22 protein-coding genes are annotated in these 15320 nt (G+C 39.7%); 15 read left to right on the top strand and 7 right to left on the bottom strand.

Annotation, left to right across the window (positions count from 1 at the left end):
• The first annotated feature begins 55 nt into the window (after positions 1-55).
• On the top strand, positions 56-589 hold the full coding sequence (locus tag IHV11_RS20810; RefSeq protein WP_197196098.1) for a helix-turn-helix domain-containing protein: 534 nt from the start codon (positions 56-58) through the stop codon (positions 587-589).
• Between the two features lie 124 nt (positions 590-713).
• Positions 714-1499 (top strand): phosphatidylserine decarboxylase, encoded by a 786-nt coding sequence (locus IHV11_RS20805; protein WP_197196097.1) that lies wholly within the window; start codon positions 714-716, stop codon positions 1497-1499.
• Positions 1500-1945: 446 nt separating this feature from the next.
• On the opposite strand, the gene IHV11_RS20800 is transcribed toward IHV11_RS20805, so the two are convergent.
• From IHV11_RS20800 to IHV11_RS20790, 3 genes are read right to left on the bottom strand one after another with little or no spacing between them, the layout of a single operon-like run.
• Complete coding sequence (locus IHV11_RS20800) at positions 1946-3847, bottom strand: PTS fructose transporter subunit IIABC (RefSeq protein WP_197196096.1); 1902 nt, start codon at positions 3845-3847, stop codon at positions 1946-1948.
• A gap of 15 nt (positions 3848-3862) precedes the next feature.
• Positions 3863-4780 carry a 1-phosphofructokinase gene (gene pfkB / locus IHV11_RS20795; protein WP_197196095.1) on the bottom strand — a complete coding sequence of 306 codons (918 nt, stop codon included), beginning with the start codon at positions 4778-4780 and terminating at the stop codon, positions 3863-3865.
• Entirely contained in the window at positions 4777-5529 is a 753-nt protein-coding gene (locus IHV11_RS20790) for a DeoR/GlpR family DNA-binding transcription regulator (RefSeq protein ID WP_197196094.1), read from the bottom strand. Before IHV11_RS20790 ends, pfkB begins: the two co-directional genes overlap by 4 nt.
• A 128-nt stretch (positions 5530-5657) precedes the next feature.
• Between IHV11_RS20790 and IHV11_RS20785 the strand changes: the two genes are divergently transcribed.
• Complete coding sequence (locus IHV11_RS20785) at positions 5658-6521, top strand: aminoglycoside N(3)-acetyltransferase (protein WP_197196093.1); 864 nt, start codon at positions 5658-5660, stop codon at positions 6519-6521.
• A 56-nt stretch (positions 6522-6577) separates the two neighbouring features.
• Positions 6578-6961 carry a YggT family protein gene (locus tag IHV11_RS20780; protein ID WP_197196092.1) on the top strand — a complete coding sequence of 128 codons (384 nt, stop codon included), beginning with the start codon at positions 6578-6580 and terminating at the stop codon, positions 6959-6961.
• Between the two features lie 288 nt (positions 6962-7249).
• Here IHV11_RS20780 and IHV11_RS20775 read toward each other — a convergent pair whose 3' ends face one another.
• Positions 7250-7591: a DsrE family protein gene (locus IHV11_RS20775; RefSeq protein ID WP_197132644.1), complete on the bottom strand. Its 342-nt coding sequence runs from the start codon at positions 7589-7591 to the stop codon at positions 7250-7252.
• Positions 7592-7710: 119 nt separating this feature from the next.
• Here IHV11_RS20775 and IHV11_RS20770 point away from each other — a divergent pair, with 119 nt between their 5' ends.
• Positions 7711-8454, top strand: a complete 744-nt coding sequence (locus IHV11_RS20770) for an AIM24 family protein (RefSeq protein WP_197191839.1) — start codon at positions 7711-7713, stop codon at positions 8452-8454.
• A gap of 130 nt (positions 8455-8584) precedes the next feature.
• Here the strand turns inward: IHV11_RS20770 and IHV11_RS20765 are convergent, their stop codons facing one another.
• Together IHV11_RS20765 and IHV11_RS20760 are read right to left on the bottom strand one after the other, a co-directional pair.
• Entirely contained in the window at positions 8585-9130 is a 546-nt protein-coding gene (locus IHV11_RS20765) for an Hsp20/alpha crystallin family protein (RefSeq protein WP_197196091.1), read from the bottom strand.
• A gap of 11 nt (positions 9131-9141) precedes the next feature.
• The gene (locus IHV11_RS20760; protein ID WP_066391061.1) at positions 9142-9360 is read right to left on the bottom strand and encodes a spore germination protein; all 219 of its coding nucleotides are present in this window, start codon (positions 9358-9360) and stop codon (positions 9142-9144) included.
• A 161-nt stretch (positions 9361-9521) separates the two neighbouring features.
• On the opposite strand from IHV11_RS20760, the gene IHV11_RS20755 reads away from it, so the two are divergent.
• From IHV11_RS20755 to abc-f, 7 genes are all read left to right on the top strand, one after another.
• Entirely contained in the window at positions 9522-9743 is a 222-nt protein-coding gene (locus IHV11_RS20755) for a spore germination protein (protein ID WP_066391062.1), read from the top strand.
• A gap of 55 nt (positions 9744-9798) precedes the next feature.
• The gene (gerPC, locus tag IHV11_RS20750; protein WP_197132655.1) at positions 9799-10425 is read left to right on the top strand and encodes a spore germination protein GerPC; all 627 of its coding nucleotides are present in this window, start codon (positions 9799-9801) and stop codon (positions 10423-10425) included.
• The gene (locus tag IHV11_RS20745; RefSeq protein ID WP_370568727.1) at positions 10400-10570 is read left to right on the top strand and encodes a spore gernimation protein GerPD; all 171 of its coding nucleotides are present in this window, start codon (positions 10400-10402) and stop codon (positions 10568-10570) included. Before gerPC ends, IHV11_RS20745 begins: the two co-directional genes overlap by 26 nt.
• Before the next feature lie 10 nt (positions 10571-10580).
• Positions 10581-10976 carry a spore germination protein GerPE gene (locus tag IHV11_RS20740; protein WP_197196090.1) on the top strand — a complete coding sequence of 132 codons (396 nt, stop codon included), beginning with the start codon at positions 10581-10583 and terminating at the stop codon, positions 10974-10976.
• Entirely contained in the window at positions 10973-11173 is a 201-nt protein-coding gene (locus tag IHV11_RS20735) for a spore germination protein GerPB (RefSeq protein ID WP_197132661.1), read from the top strand. Before IHV11_RS20740 ends, IHV11_RS20735 begins: the two co-directional genes overlap by 4 nt.
• A 12-nt stretch (positions 11174-11185) precedes the next feature.
• Positions 11186-11632 (top strand): Hsp20/alpha crystallin family protein, encoded by a 447-nt coding sequence (locus IHV11_RS20730; protein WP_197196089.1) that lies wholly within the window; start codon positions 11186-11188, stop codon positions 11630-11632.
• Positions 11633-11900: 268 nt separating this feature from the next.
• Entirely contained in the window at positions 11901-13538 is a 1638-nt protein-coding gene (gene abc-f / locus IHV11_RS20725) for a ribosomal protection-like ABC-F family protein (RefSeq protein WP_197196088.1), read from the top strand.
• A 27-nt stretch (positions 13539-13565) separates the two neighbouring features.
• Here the strand turns inward: abc-f and IHV11_RS20720 are convergent, their stop codons facing one another.
• Complete coding sequence (locus IHV11_RS20720; protein ID WP_197132670.1) at positions 13566-13748, bottom strand: hypothetical protein; 183 nt, start codon at positions 13746-13748, stop codon at positions 13566-13568.
• Positions 13749-13891: 143 nt separating this feature from the next.
• On the opposite strand from IHV11_RS20720, the gene IHV11_RS20715 reads away from it, so the two are divergent.
• The 3 genes from IHV11_RS20715 (at position 13892) to IHV11_RS20705 (ending at position 15301) form a co-directional block, all read left to right on the top strand.
• Positions 13892-14335 carry a DUF6376 family protein gene (locus IHV11_RS20715; RefSeq protein ID WP_197132673.1) on the top strand — a complete coding sequence of 148 codons (444 nt, stop codon included), beginning with the start codon at positions 13892-13894 and terminating at the stop codon, positions 14333-14335.
• A 102-nt stretch (positions 14336-14437) separates the two neighbouring features.
• A complete protein-coding gene (locus IHV11_RS20710) occupies positions 14438-14590 on the top strand; it encodes a hypothetical protein (RefSeq protein ID WP_191754565.1) in 153 nt (50 codons plus the stop codon).
• A 63-nt stretch (positions 14591-14653) separates the two neighbouring features.
• Positions 14654-15301, top strand: coding sequence for a hypothetical protein (locus IHV11_RS20705; protein ID WP_197196087.1), 648 nt, complete (start codon positions 14654-14656; stop codon positions 15299-15301).
• Positions 15302-15320 lie beyond the last annotated feature (19 nt).

Here is a 15320-nt window from a genome sequence, read left to right as displayed (position 1 = left end):
AGGTTTAATATTATCATTATCGATAACAATAATAAAAAAAGGATGATTCTGTATCATGCAAAGCAAAGCAGATTTTATCTTACATCCTGTTCGAATGAAAATTATACAGCAGCTTTCTAAAGGTCCTGCTACCGTAATGGAATTAAAAGAATGGGTGTCTGAAGTTCCTCAAGCGACGTTATACAGACATTTAAATCTACTTAGTAAAAATGAGATCATATATGTTGTTGAAGAAAGAAAAGTACGAGGTGCGGTCGAGCGTACGTATGCTCTGGACCAGAATTCAGCATATATATCTGCTGAAGAAGCTGCTAACTTATCAAAAGAAGATCATATGAAAATGTTTATGACGTTTGTATCCAATGTTACAGGCGAGGTGGAGGCTTATTTAAACGGCAATACAAATCTTAAAACAGACATTTTTGGATATAACCAGTTGGATCTTTATTTAAATGATGAAGAGTGGGAAGAACTTAGTCAGGGAATGCAGGAACTAATCGGCAAATATGTGCCAAACAGACCTTCGAAGCATAATAAAAAGGTTAAGCTCGTTCAGATGTTGGTACCTGAGCCTAAAAAGAGTATGTAAGAAGATGAAACGCTGATATATTTAGCAGTATGCATTATACTGTATTCATATCAAAAAAATAACAAATGAATACCGTTATCAATAATGATAACATTCATATTAAATTAAAGTTAGGTGATAGAACATGAACATGACCAAATTTTATAGAAATCTTTTTGAACTGAACGGCCACCCAGTCGTTGCACGATCATTAAAAAAATTTGCACAATCTAAAGCAAGTAAACCTTTCATCCCTTCATTCGTAAAACTATATAAAATAAACATTAACGAAGCCACTCGTGAGCTAAAAGAGTATCATTCTCTTCATGATGTTTTTATCCGTGATTTAAAATCTGATGCTCGTCCAGTTCCAACGGATGCTCATGCATTTGTAAGTCCTTGTGATGCTGTGTTATCAGTAGTAGATCATCTTACTGAAGAGAGCCGTTTTACTGTAAAGGGACAGGAATATACGGTGGCTGAGTTATTAGGTTCTGAATCAGAAGCAAAGAAATACAGTGGGGGACAAGTATTTGTTTTCTATTTAAGTCCTACGGATTACCATCAAGTCCATGTACCTGTGGATGCTGAAGTTGAGTCCGTATACACACTAGGAAGAGAAGCTGCCCCGGTCAACGAGCTTGGATTACGTCATGGACTACGACCGTTAACACGGAATTACAGATTAGTTACTAGAATGAATGCAGGTGGTCAACCTCTTGCACATGTTATGGTCGGTGCTTTGAATGTAAATACGATTGAACGTACGAATTATGAGCCTGTTGTAAAAAGAGGAGATTCATTTGGGTACTTTTCGTTCGGCTCTACCGTAGTATTGTGTATTCCACAAGGTGCTTTGAAGTTCACAGGAAAAAAAGGAAAAGTTAAGATGGGTGAGCTTCTTGGTGAATGGATTCCGAGAGAAGTTTAAAATAAAATCTTTGCTCTTGTTAGTAGTTTGATTTCCGCTCCAGGTTGCTCGCTTTCCATGGAGCGACCGGTGAGCCCCTTGCCTAGTTGCAGTGACTAGCCCCTCGTGGTCAAAAGTTAAACGGTCAAGAAGGCAAAGTTTCATAGCCATGAAGGCAAAAAGCGCCTTCCTAGCCCATTCACCTTTTGCTTATCGGGGCTGAACGAGCCACTTCCACTTTTCGGTCTGACCGCTCGTCCCATAGGAGTCTCGCACCTTGCGCTCCAATCAACTTGCATAGGAAGAGAAAAACATCTTTTGCTAAAAATCTAATTGATAACAACAATTTCAAGATGATCAAACATAAAGTGATTTAGTAAATAAAACATCACATAAGAAAAAGGATAAAACTTCTCGTCATGGCGAGTTCATTTTATCCTTTTTCTGTTTCAATTTTTCCGCTCACATCACGCTGCGAGTTCTTTTCTGTCTTCTTGAACTTCTTTTTTTAGAATACCCGCGATAAAAGCGGTAACGATTGAACCGATTAGAATCGCTAATACATATAACAACGGATTTCCGTTTACGATTGGGATAACGAACGCGCCTCCATGTGGTGCTGGAAGTCCGATGCCGAATACCATAGATAATGCACCAGCTACAGCGGATCCTATAACGGCGGCCGGGATTACACGACCAGGGTCGGCAGCAGCGAATGGTATAGCACCTTCTGTAATAAAAGAAGCTCCCATAATGTAGTTAGTCTTACCCGCTTCTCGCTCTGCTTTTGTATATTTCTTTTTGAATAATGTTGTTGATAGTGCGAGTCCAAGCGGTGGCACCATACCGCCAGCCATAATGGCTGCATGTGGTGCAAAGTTACCTGCATCGATCATCGCGATACCGAACGTGAAAGCTGCTTTATTGATAGGTCCACCCATATCTACTGCCATCATTCCACCTAAAATTAACCCTAAGAATACAAGATTTCCAGTTCCCATCCCTTTTAACCACAATGTTAATGCGTCGTTCAATGCTTTCACGGGTTCAATCACAATGAACATCATGATCAGCCCGGTGAGAAGGATGCCGAATAAAGGATAAAGAAGAACAGGTTTGATTCCTTCTAGTGATTGAGGCAAGCTGCTAAACAACTTTTTTAATCCAAGAACTAAATATCCTGCTAAGAAACCAGCAATTAGTCCACCAAGGAAACCAGCTCCGCCTGAAGCGGCCATAAATCCTCCGACCATACCAGGCGCAAATCCTGGACGATCTGCGATACTCATCGCAATAAAACCTGCTAATACAGGGATCATTAGAGCAAACGCGTTACCGCCACCTATCGTGCTCAGTGCTTCAGCGATCGGATGATAAGAAGGATCTTTTGGATCAGCTGCATTAATACCGAAAATAAATGAGATGGCAATTAGAATTCCTCCACCAACAACGAATGGAAGCATGTTGGAGACACCGCTCATCAAGTGTTTATAAAAACCAGATCTTCCTCCTGGTGAAGCAGCTTTCTTATTATCAACATCCTTGGTTTCTCCGTTACTTTTATAAACGGGAGCATCTTGATCTAACGCTTGCTGAATGAGCTGTTGAGGCTTTCGAATACCTTGAGCAACTGGGACTTGAATTACGTGCTTGCCGTTGAAACGCTCCATCTCAACTTGTTTGTCTGCAGCGACAATAATCGCATGAGCTTCATCAATATCTTCTTTCGTAAGTGCGTTTTTAATTCCGCTCGAACCATTTGTTTCTACTTTTAAGTTGACGTCCATTTCCTTCGCTTTTGCTTTTAGCGCATCAGCGGCCATATACGTATGAGCAATTCCTGTAGGACAGGCTGTAACGGCTAGTATTTTTTGTTTTGATGAAGAAGAGGTCGGAGCATCTTCTTTCTCCATCTCTTTTTCTTTAGCATCAATCGCATCTAAGATCTCTTTTTCTGTTGTAGCAGATTGAAGTTTCGATCTGAAATTAGGGTCCATCAAAAAGCTTGAGAGTCTAGAGAGTGTTGCTAAATGATCATTGTTAGCGCCTTCATATGCAGCGATCATAAAAAACAGATGCGCGTTTTGACCATCCAAAGATTCATAATCGATGCCGTCTGTTGAACGGCCGAAAGCGATAGCAGGCTCGCTTACAGCATTTGTTTTTGCATGAGGTATGGCGATTCCTTCACCAATACCTGTTGTACTTTGGCTTTCTCTGGCTAAGATTGCTTCTTTATATTCTTTTTTATCACTTAGTTTTCCAGCTGTATACAGTTTCTCAATTAATTCATCGATTACTGCTTCTTTGGATTGAGACTGTAAGTTTAATAAGATTGTATCTTTTGTTAATAAATCCGTGATTTTCATCATCATTCCTCCTCGTTATCTTGTTAATTCTTCTATAACGATCTGTTTGCGTAACGATTCTACCTGTTCTAGCGTGCACAAGTCTTCTGAAAAAGCAGTGGCACTTCCTGCAGCAACTCCGTATTGAAACGCGGTAGAGAGGTCACGCTCTTGGATGATCTGAGATAGGAATCCTGCTACAACCGAATCGCCAGCACCTACTGAATTTTTAACGGTTCCAACAGGTACGTTTGATATTAGGACAGTATCTTTGTTAAGAAAGATTGCGCCATCTCCAGCCATAGAAACGATGACATTCTGTACACCAGCTTCTAACAGCTTTTTGCCGTAAAAAATAGCATCTTCTTTATTGTTAACGTTTGTTTGGAAAAGTTCTCCCAGTTCATGGTGGTTTGGTTTGATTAAAAAGGGCTGAAACGATAACGTCTTCCGCAGTGCTTCTCCAGCCGTATCAATGACCGCGTGGATGCCTTGGTCTTTACACTTTTTTGCGATCTCTGCATAAAAATCCTCTGAGATCGATGGTGGAATGCTTCCTGCGAGAAGGAGGAAATCACCTTCGCTCATGTGGTCGATCTTTTGAAGTAAATCATGTTGTTTTTCTGTAGAGATAGAAGGTCCAAGACCATTAATCTCTGTTTCCTTATGAGACTTGAGCTTCACATTAATTCTCGTAACTTCTGAAACATTTATAAAATCATGAAGAATTTGCTCTTCTGTTAAAAAGTCTTTTAAAAAAGCACCGGTAAAGCCACCGGTGTAGCCAAGCGCAGTACTGTCTATCCCAAGATGCTTTAGGACGCGTGAAACGTTGATGCCTTTTCCACCGGGGTATACAAATGTATCTGATGTGCGGTTTAAATGTCCTTCTTTAAAATCCTCCACTCGAGCTATATAATCGATGGATGGATTGAGTGTGCAAGTATAAATCATGGTGTCACAACCCTTATCTCTGTCTTGTCTTGAAAGTCATAGATGACGTCATCATCAATTTCGTTCGTAATAATAATAGCCTCACTTAAGTCTGCTACTTTTGAGAACGAAGTCTCATGAAACTTCGTATGATCAGCTAATATGAATGCTTTTTGTGAAAGAGAGATCGCTAAACCTTTTACTGCTGCTTCTTCCGGATCTGGCGTAGTGAAGCCTGCCTCCATATGAATGCCGTTCATCCCAAGAAACACCTTATCAAATCGGTAGGAACTCAAACTCTTAATCGCACTGCTGCCAACAAGTGCTTTCGTTTTAGACTTAACGAGTCCGCCTATCAAGTACGTTTTAATTTCGTGCTCACTTAACGCATCGAGGTGCGAGATGGCATTCGTTACTACCGTAATCTCTCTATCCTTTAGATGAGGAATCATCTTTAGTGTTGTCGTACCTGCATCAAGATAGATACAATCTCCATTCTCAACTAAGTCGCAAGCATATTGTGCAATTCTTTGTTTTTCTACAGCGTTTCTATCTGATTTTTCAAATACGCTCAATTCCTCGCTTTTTTGGTGAGTAAGTGATGCTCCGCCATGTACGCGTTTTAATTTCTTTTCCTTCTGCAACTGACTTAAATCTCTGCGTATCGTAGACTCAGAGGACGTTGTTGCTTCTACGAGTTCTTGTATGGTTACTACTGACTTTTCGCCTAAAACTTCAATAATCTTACGATGTCTTTCAGGTGTAAGCATCCTGACACCTCCAAATGTTCTCTATCTTTGACATCATTGTAACGTAAGCCCTTACATTTTTCAATCATAAACAACCAAAAATAATCAAAATCAGTCATAACCAAAGTATTCCATTTCTTTTTGGTATAATGGGAGTACATAAAAAGCTGAAGGTTGTGAGAAGTGTGAGTAGTATAGAATTACATACAGATTATCCAAAAACGAGGGTCACTTTAGCAGAAGATCTTAGATCATTAGGATTAAAAAAAGGAATGACCGTTATCGTTCACTCTAGCTTGAAGTCACTAGGTTGGATTGTAGGAGGACCTGTGGCAGTTGTACAAGCGTTAATGGACGTTATAACGGAAGAAGGAACATTGATTATGCCTACACACACGGCTCATTATTCTGATCCGGCAGGGTGGCTGAATCCACCAGTTCCAAAGGATTGGTGGCCAACAATCATAGAAGAGATGCCTGCGTTTGATCCAGCTGTAACACCGACCTATTTTATGGGAGCGATTGTAGAAGCATTTCGCACGTTTCCGGGTGTCTTAAGAAGCAATCATCCAACAGAATCTTTTGCTGCATGGGGCAAAAATAAAGAAACGATCATAAACGATCATTCGGTTGATTTCGGTTTAGGCGAACAGTCACCTCTTGGAAGAGTTTACGAACTTCAAGGTCATGTTCTTTTATTAGGTGTAGACTATGATTCGAATACCTCCATGCACTTAGCAGAACATCGCGTACCGTCACCCAAAACAGAACAAAATGCAGGCCCGTTTTTTAGCGATGGAAAAAGAGTTTGGAAGTCGTTCACTCAGATCTCTTATCGAGAAGAATTGTTTGAAGAGATTGGAGAGGTTTACGAGCAAAATAGTTATCCAGTCAGAAAAGGAAAAGTTGGGATGGCTGATTGTCGACTGATTCCACAGAAAGAACTCGTAGACTTTACGGAGAATTGGCTAAGTCAGTATGACCAAAGTAATAAACCGATTGAGCATGCTTAATGTTGTGAAAAGAAGGGTATGTTTAGTAGCAAATCCAATGAAATGAGGGAATTGCGATGAGGCGTTCCGTTCCAGCCACAATTATTTCATTCATAGTCGGTATCATTCAGCTTATCTTAATTTTACGTTTTATTTTCCAGCTGTTTAATGCAAATGAAGGAGCAGCTTTTGCACAGCTCATATACGGTCTGAGCCAACCGCTTCTATTACCATTTGCAGCGATTTTTCCAAACGTCGAACTAGCCAATGGATTTCTGATCGAATTGTCTACGATTGTTGCAATCATTGTGTACGGTGTAGTCGGCATGCTGCTGAAAAGGCTATTCTCAGTGAGAAAAGCAGATCACGTTCATCGTGAAACAGTTATAAGAGAAGAACCCGTTGTCCGAGACGAGGCAACGACTAGAGAAAAGAGAATTATCCGAGAAGAAAGAAGATAAAACCAGAAAACGTACACCAGCAAGTTAGGTGTACGTTTTTTTGTTATTAAAATTAATTTCTCAAGAAGTGTTGCTATTGCATCTTGTTTTCCTTACTTCTTCATTGCAAGTTGATTGAAGCGTAAGGTTGCCGACTCCTGCGGGACTGGCAGTCAGGTGAGACCCTTAAGGGCGCAAAGCAGCAAGGGGCTCACCGCCTGCCCCGCGGAAAGCGAGCAACCTGGAGCGGAAATTAACCACATTCAAAACCCACGATAAACACTAAAAGGAAGTTTGAAAACTTATAAATTATGCAATCGTAATAACTTCATATGTAGCAGACAGCTCTACAAAGTGTGCCATTCCTGAAATTTCCCCAGCCGCAAGCTCATTTTCAACGTTATAGTGGTCAACACATGTCTTGCAGGCGAATACTTTAACACCTTTTTCTTCAATTTCCTTAAGATGCAGCGAACATAGAGACTGTTCTGTGAGACAATATACGCCGCGATTCATGAAAAAGATAGCAGCTGGAAGATCAGATTGCTGTTTTAAAACAGTAAAATACGTTTCCATTACATTTTCTCCAAGAGCAGGATCATTGCCAGTACCAAATGAGTCAGTTGTTACAAGAATGATTTTGTTTTGCACGTCTAATCACGCCTCTCTCTTATTCTTTTAGCAATAGTCATTATCTTTGTGTGAATTATACCACGCTTTGTTTAAACAAAGTCAGAGTTTGTTATGCTAGGAAGAGGAGGATGATGGTTATGAATGAATCTCTTTTTACCGTTATTGAAAAAGAAGAAGGACGTCGAGCGACATTTGAAGTCCTTGAATATAAGCAGTTGCCTGTAACAAGCGCAGGTTCAAGTTCCTCGTATTATGCCAAAGAAACCGGGATATCGTTAAAACAAGTTCGTATCACATTGCGCCAAGGAGCTGTTCAAGCTGAGGCGGGAGCATTGCAGTTTATGAAAGGTGATCTAGGACTGAAAAGTAATGCCGGTGGAGTTGGAGGATTCATGAAGAAGATGGCTTCCAATATTTTAACGGAAGAATCTTTGTTTAAACCATTGTATGAAGGAACGGGAGAAATCTATTTAGAGCCGTCGTATGGTCACTATTTGTTGTTGAACTTAAATGACGAAGAAGTAGTTGCTGATCGCGGAATGTTTTATGCGGCAGAACCATCCGTGCAATTAGGTGTAGCCAGACAAAAACTAACTTCTTCTATAAAAGGAGAAGACGGGCTGTTTCAAACGAGATTAAGAGGCTCTGGCTTTTGCGTGCTTCAAAGTCCTGTTCCGCTTCAACAGATTATGAAGGTAGAGCTTCATGATGAAAAGCTTCAAGTGGATGGTAACTTTGCACTTTTAAGAAAAGGGGATATCGATTTTTCTGTTAAACGAGCTTCCTCTTCTATCATCGGTTCGGCGACAAGTGGAGAGGGTTACCTGCACGTTTTTGAAGGGACCGGCGAGGTGTGGATAGCACCGACACTAGGAAGATAAAAGAAAAAGCTGACATGAAAGGTTGAACGCCTCATCCTTTCGTGTCAGCATTTTTTTTGTTGGGATCTAAAGCCTCAACACACATCAAGTCACAAGAAGTACATCTTGAAATGAGATCTAAAAGCTGCACCTACTCTTCAAACTGCCCGTTGTCAGTTGTTTGATTCGTTGTGTTATTAGCGTTCATGCTGTTCTCAGCAATTGTACCGCTGGTTTCGTTTGAATTTACTTGTATGGGTACGGTCGGATTCATCACTTCTCCGCCATTTTTGTTAACGGAAATGGTTAAGATCCCATTCGTATATTGAGCGTTAACATCTTCATTTCTAAACATAAAAGGCAATTGTACGAACCGCTCCGTTCGTTTCATGGACTTTCTTTGTTGAAAATGTCCTGTTCTTTTATTTTTTGTGGATCGGATTTCTTCTCGTTGTGCCTTTATTTGAAGTCCTTGATTGAGGATTTCAATCTGAAGATCCTCTGGGTTATAGTCTTTTAGATTTGCACGAATCTTGTAGTCGTCCGCTGTTTCTTCTGTATCCACTTCAAAAGACATCTGGTCTGCAAATTTCTCAAACTGAGTGAGTCCTTTGTTGACATATTGGTCAAAAGATTTTAGCCAGTCATCCATAGAACGGTTATTAAAAAAAGGCATCAATGGACCTTTGCCTAACATCCTTATACCCCCTAAGCATTGCCGGCATTATTTGAATCAAAGATATCAGGATCTAATGTGTTTGTTGCGTTAACCACATTGGTTGTTTGTATAAAATTCCCTGTGTTTCCTCCGCCAGAGCCGTTGTATCCTTTGCCTGTTGATTTGGGATTGATGACGAGGGTATCGCCAAAATTCACAACCCCTTCTGCCGCATTAATATTGATAGGAGCTACAATTAAACAGGGCACTTTTAGCACCTCCCTTTGTCTAAGAAATAACGATTGTGACGTCGTCCTTTACAGATAAGTTATGTAGGTAGAAGCCTAATGGTGAATGGGAAGGTTTAGGCACAAAAGATTGGGCGGATGCATATTATGTGAGAAGTACTTGAAAGTGGGGATGAACGTATATGCCAGCAATTGTGGGATCTGTATCAGTAAACTCCATATCGAGCGGCAGCGTTTTTCATGTAGGAGACGTCCAGACCATATGCCCAGTAAGTTATGCGAAAACGTATGCCGGGGCAGGATCGTTCAATACAGGGGATAATCTTCGTCTAGAGAACGGATATAATGTTACGTTTACGCAAGACCCTGATGTAAATGATAGTAACGCAGCAGCAAATTTTTAAACAACAAGCAAATTCCTTAGGTAGAAGGCATACATCTAACTAAGGAGCTGATTGTATGAATGAAGAGAGCAACTATTACTTGAGCAAGCTTCAACAGATGATTCTCGATCAGAATGATAAGATAAGAGACTTAGAAGACCAGATAAAAGCATTAAAGAAACAAGTGAGCGATCTATCGTCCCAACCTCAAAATGTAGAATATAAGTTTGATCAGTTAAAGATAGAAAAACTCGAAGGCACCCTGCACATTGGACTTGGGCATTCAGATGATAGCAAAGACTTGATCGAACAGTTCAATATTGGTCAGAATACCCTTCAGATGCCAGGAAAGATGGAACGAAGTACGATTGAAAATCCAAACTACCGTGAGATGATTCAAGTGATGGATGGTTTTTTTGAGAAAGAAGCTCCCGTCTATTTAAAATCACTTGAAAGTAAAATGAATATTCCTTTAGATGAACCTTATCGAATCTTCATATTAGAAGATGTTCAGCGACAAGTTCCAGGAAGAATCAAGCACTATCTGACTAAATATGAGCCTAAGGATGAGCGGGGCAGAAGAGATATCATTCAAAAAACAAAAGAGGACATCTATCGTGGAATCGAAACTTTTATCGTGCATTTGAGAGATTCTAAGTCTACTGGAGGGGATGAAAGTGAAATTTTGCGTAACCAATCATGAGTTGTTTGTGGGAGAGATTAACATCATCGGCGTGGGGCTGTCATCGGTCGTATTAATCGGAGATACAGATTGTATCAGCTTAGGTTCTGCCTTTGACACACCTCCTGAATCATTGGTTTTAGGTACATCACTCGTTCCCCTATAAGAGGTGCACTATGTATCGAACATCTGTCGTCGACTGTGTCATCCTAAATTCACTTGCGAACTCAGGTGTCCTGCAAACAGGAGATACTGACAAGATCAATAGTTTTTCTGCAGCTCTTGCTATCCAGAGAGAAAGTACAAAGTTTGGAACCTTCAATGTTCCATACAGCAAATACAAAGTTTTTTCACAGCCTGTTTTAGTTCCTGTATGTCCGGTGTTTAGGGTGAAACATACGTATCATGCGAACCCTTATATTAGAGTTGGAAAAATAGATATTCTTGGGGTGTCCAGTTCATCGATCCTTCATATCGGATCAGTCCATGATATAAAGCTTCAATCTCGTGTTAAGCATGTTCGTAATTTCTTAACTAATCCTAATCCGGAAAGTGAGGAGGAGGAATCATGAACCTTTTTGTTAGTCAGACGATCGTTATTCAGCAGATAAGAGTGGATGGCATACAAAACTCATCTGTGCTCCAAATAGGAAGCGCCGGGGTTATACAGCCGATATCGCAATTATTTAACACAGGCGGTTTTACAGGTCCTGCCCCTCAGATTCCGGATCCAGATACTCCTTCTGTTCCTTTAGGGCCGCCTTCATAAGAGGTGATTGAATTGGACACTTGGAAACAAATGATGGACTGGAAAAGGATGGCCGAAGAATACTTTGGTGATCAGTTTTTTACGCCGAATCAGAATCAAAGGTCAAATGCTAATCAAAATAATGAAAGTCCGCTTTGTAACATCTATGACACACCACAGGAAATATGCTGTGTGTTGGCACTTCCCGGTTTGAATCGCACAGAGGATGTTGAAGTAATGGTTGACCCGTTTAAGCTGACTGTACAAGGAAAGTTATCATTAACGTTAGATTCCTATCATTTAAGTTCAGAGGAATTCCAGCTCGGGGCATTTAATCGAGAGATTCATTTACCTGAAAAAGTCCTCCAGGAGCCTGTTCAAGCTTTTTATCGAAAAGGGTTGTTGTTTATTCGGTTATTAAAAGATACACGACCTGGAGCAAACCAGCGAAAGGTAAATCTGAATTGGGTGCAGGAGTAGCGAGTGTAAGCTTGACGAACAGCTATGAGCTCGCTTACAATTTAGGAAAACAACGGAAGGAACAGGTGTATACGTCCAATGCGCAATTAATCTGATTTTAGCCATTTACTTAAATAAAAGTAGAACGCTAGATAGGATTTCTCTGCCCATTTTTAGGACTTCATTACAGGCCTGTTTTTTTGTTGCAAAAAAACGTGTTATTGCGTGTTTTTTGTGATATCTATTTTGGCTTGGGCAGACCTCTCTAGTTAATAGGGGAGGTTTTTTTATGCTTTTATTAGAAGCGAAGCATCTAGAAAAATCGTATGATGGAAAATTAATTTTAAAGCAAACAGAACTGCTACAACTTTTTGCTAACGACCGAGTTGGTTTAGTTGGTTTGAACGGTACTGGAAAGTCAACGTTTCTCAAATTGCTGGCAGAAACAGAGGAAAGAGATGCTGGAACCGTCCAGCATTACGGAACCCTAGCGATTGTGAGTCAATTTGAACAAGGAGAGCAAAGTATTACTTCAAAAAGTGAGGCAGCATGGAATCTGCAGGGCAAAAGTTATGACACGATGAGTGGTGGTGAAAGAACGCGTACTCAAATTGCTGCTGCCCTAGAACAAAATCCAGATATCCTCATCTTAGATGAACCTACTTCTCATCTCGATGTTGAAGGAATGGATCAGCTCGCAGAAGTTCTTCAACATTTTAAAGGAGCGCTATTACTCGTCTCTCATGACCGAGTATTTTTAGATATGGTATGTACAAAGATAATTGATTTGGATCAACAAACATTCACAACGTACCCTGGCAACTATTCAGATTATCTGATTCAAAAAGATCAGCAACTCAAGCGAAAACATTTTGAATACGAACAATATGTAAAAGAAAAAACAAGGCTAGAGAAAACGGCTATTGAAAAAGCGGTTAAAGCGAAAGACATGAAGAACAAACCATCACGCATGTCTTATAGTGAAGCAAAGTTAGGAAAAGGAAAACTTCAAAATGCAAAGCGTTCACTTGAGAAAAAATCAAAAGTAATCGAAAAAAGAATTGAAATGCTCGATAAAAAAGAAAAGCCAAAGAAACAGCGAAATGTTGAATTCGATATACAGCGATTCTCTAGAGTTCATGGTAAGCAAGTGTTAGCAGTTAAAGATCTCACTCTAGGATTTAATGGGAAGCAGCTGATTAAAAATCTTACGTTCTCTGTAAAACCGGGGATGAAGATCGTTTTGACAGGCAAGAACGGAACCGGGAAATCCACCTTGCTTCAAGAAATCTATAACGGAAATGAAACGATCGTAAAGTCCAATCAGCTCAAAGTAGGCTACTTCCACCAGCATCTAAATATTTTAGATCCACTAAAAAGTATTCTTGAGAACGTGATGGAACATAGTCTTTACGATGAAACATGGGTGAGAACAGTCTTAGCTAGAATGTTGTTTAAACGTGAGGATGTTTTTAAACGAGTAGAAGTATTAAGTGGCGGCGAAAAGATGAAGACAGCTTTAGCAAAACTTTTCTTGAGTGACTACAATGTATTGTTGTTAGATGAACCTTCCAATTATTTGGATTTGTTTACAAGAGAAGCGTTAGAAGAAGTCTTGGTAGCCTATCCCGGTACGTTCATCTTGGCCACACACGATAGACGTCTAATGGAAAAGACAGCTACACACATTTTAGAGCTAGAGCCACCAAAAGCATTTTGGTTCGAAGGAAATTATGCAGAGTATAATAAACGAAACGAAAATCAGAACGACGGTGATCAGGAGGATGCCGATAAGTTGCTCAAGCTGCAGTTTGAGATGACGGAACTGATCAGTCAGCTTTCCACATGTTTAGACGTAAGGGAAAAAGCAAATCTCGAACAGAGGTACAAAGAGGTTTTAAGCTTGATTAACAAGTTAAGGTCATAAAGAAAAGAGCCGTTCACATGAGCGGCTCTACTTGTTTTTATCTATTTTTACTGGTGGTTCTTCTTGCTCAGTTATTCCAGAATCATAGCCGATCTGATTCAAATCTTTTTTGTCAGCCACCGTACCACCGGCCATTCCTTCATTCATCATCCGGTCAACGTCTAGATATAAATCTTTTTTTCCTTCATTTTCTTTATCTTTTTTAGCCATGTTGATCAGCCTTTCTTTTTTGGACTAGTATTAGATTGTCCTATTTCGAAACTTATTTTCGGCAAACTCGTATAAAATAATTAGTGAAAAATCGAATACAAGAGATTCAAATATAGTAAACCCAAACGAAATGAGGAGATCATATGAAAAAAACACTATTGGCAGTTCTTTTATCATTCAGTGTTCTTACAGGTTGTTCAGCGGTGGAAGACGTAACGAACGGTATTAATTATGTACCAGAAGCAACTGAATACATTAACGATGTTCAACAATTTTCTAAAGAAATTCCTTCATTAGCTGAGAAAGCTGTCTCAGATCAGAATGCACGTGTTGAGTTAGAGAAGGCACTACAAGACATGAATACGACGATTGAAGAATTTAATGAACTATCCCCACCGTCTGTATTTGAAGATATTCATAATCAGGTGATGGAACAGAATCAAACGTTCCAAGATGGAATAGATAAATATTTAACTGCGGTAGAGAATGGAGAAATAACCCCTGATTTCTTGGAGAAGAGTGGTTTGCTAGAAGATGTGAAAGTGTACACTGACTTATTGAACGATATTAAGCAATTAGGCGAGTAATCCTTTTTCCTTACTTTTTCTCATTTATTTAAAATTTCATGTTACATTTCGACTAAATTCGGGAATATGACAATGAGATAATTGGTGAGGGTGGGTAAAAGAATGGATGACTATCATATCAAGATTGAAGATTATATGCAGCTATTGAAGAAAAGATACAAAAAAGGAAGGCTTCAGGCGAAACAATATCGAAAACGATTAGAGCTCATTCATCTCTGGCACATTCGAGGCGTGGTTAAAGTGCCAAAGGACTAACTTGAAAAATAACCAGTCTTTGACGATAAATGTATAAACACGACTAGTCTTGGCAGGTGCAACATGACTTTAATAAATAATACGTTCGAAAAAGCTAGGCATACAAAATATGATTACTTCTATCATATTGCGTTTGCCGTTCTTTTCTGTTTATACAGTTTCCTGATGCTTTTTTCCAGCAAACTGCTGGGTTTTTTGTTTTTTATTTATGGCTTACTCTTATTAGGTCATACAGTTTGGAAGGGGATTCGCACGCTTTATTCCATTCCTTATACGTTGTTCGGACTAACCATACTTTTTTTTAGCAGATTGTTTTGGTTAGAGGCATTTTCCGTATTGCCTGTATTCTTTTATGAAATTTTTCAGATCGGATTTTTCCTTGGTATCGCCATTGGGATATGTTTACTTTATGGGGTAATGATTAAAGAAGCACCTCTAGCTAACAAACTTCAAACCCACGGTGTTCATAGCATGTACTTTATTACAGGAAGCCTCTTACTTCCGTATACTTGGATCTTTAGCTATGGAGCAGTCATGCAAGGAAATGATCGCAGCCTCATATGGGCATTGCTTATTCTCATCCTATGGGGGACATTATATTTCGTGCAGCTCGTTACTCATCGTAACAAAGTCATGCTAGCGGCATTATATGCAGTAAATCTAGGCATAGGATGCTGGACGATCTACAGATGGATAAACATACTGACGTAAGAAAAGAGAAGCCTTTTTG

This window comes from Fictibacillus sp. 26RED30 (assembly GCF_015903845.1).
Taxonomy (GTDB): domain Bacteria; phylum Bacillota; class Bacilli; order Bacillales; family Fictibacillaceae; genus Fictibacillus; species Fictibacillus phosphorivorans.
The sequence above is the reverse complement of the archived record's forward strand: the minus strand, read 5'-3'. Positions and strand labels throughout refer to the sequence as shown.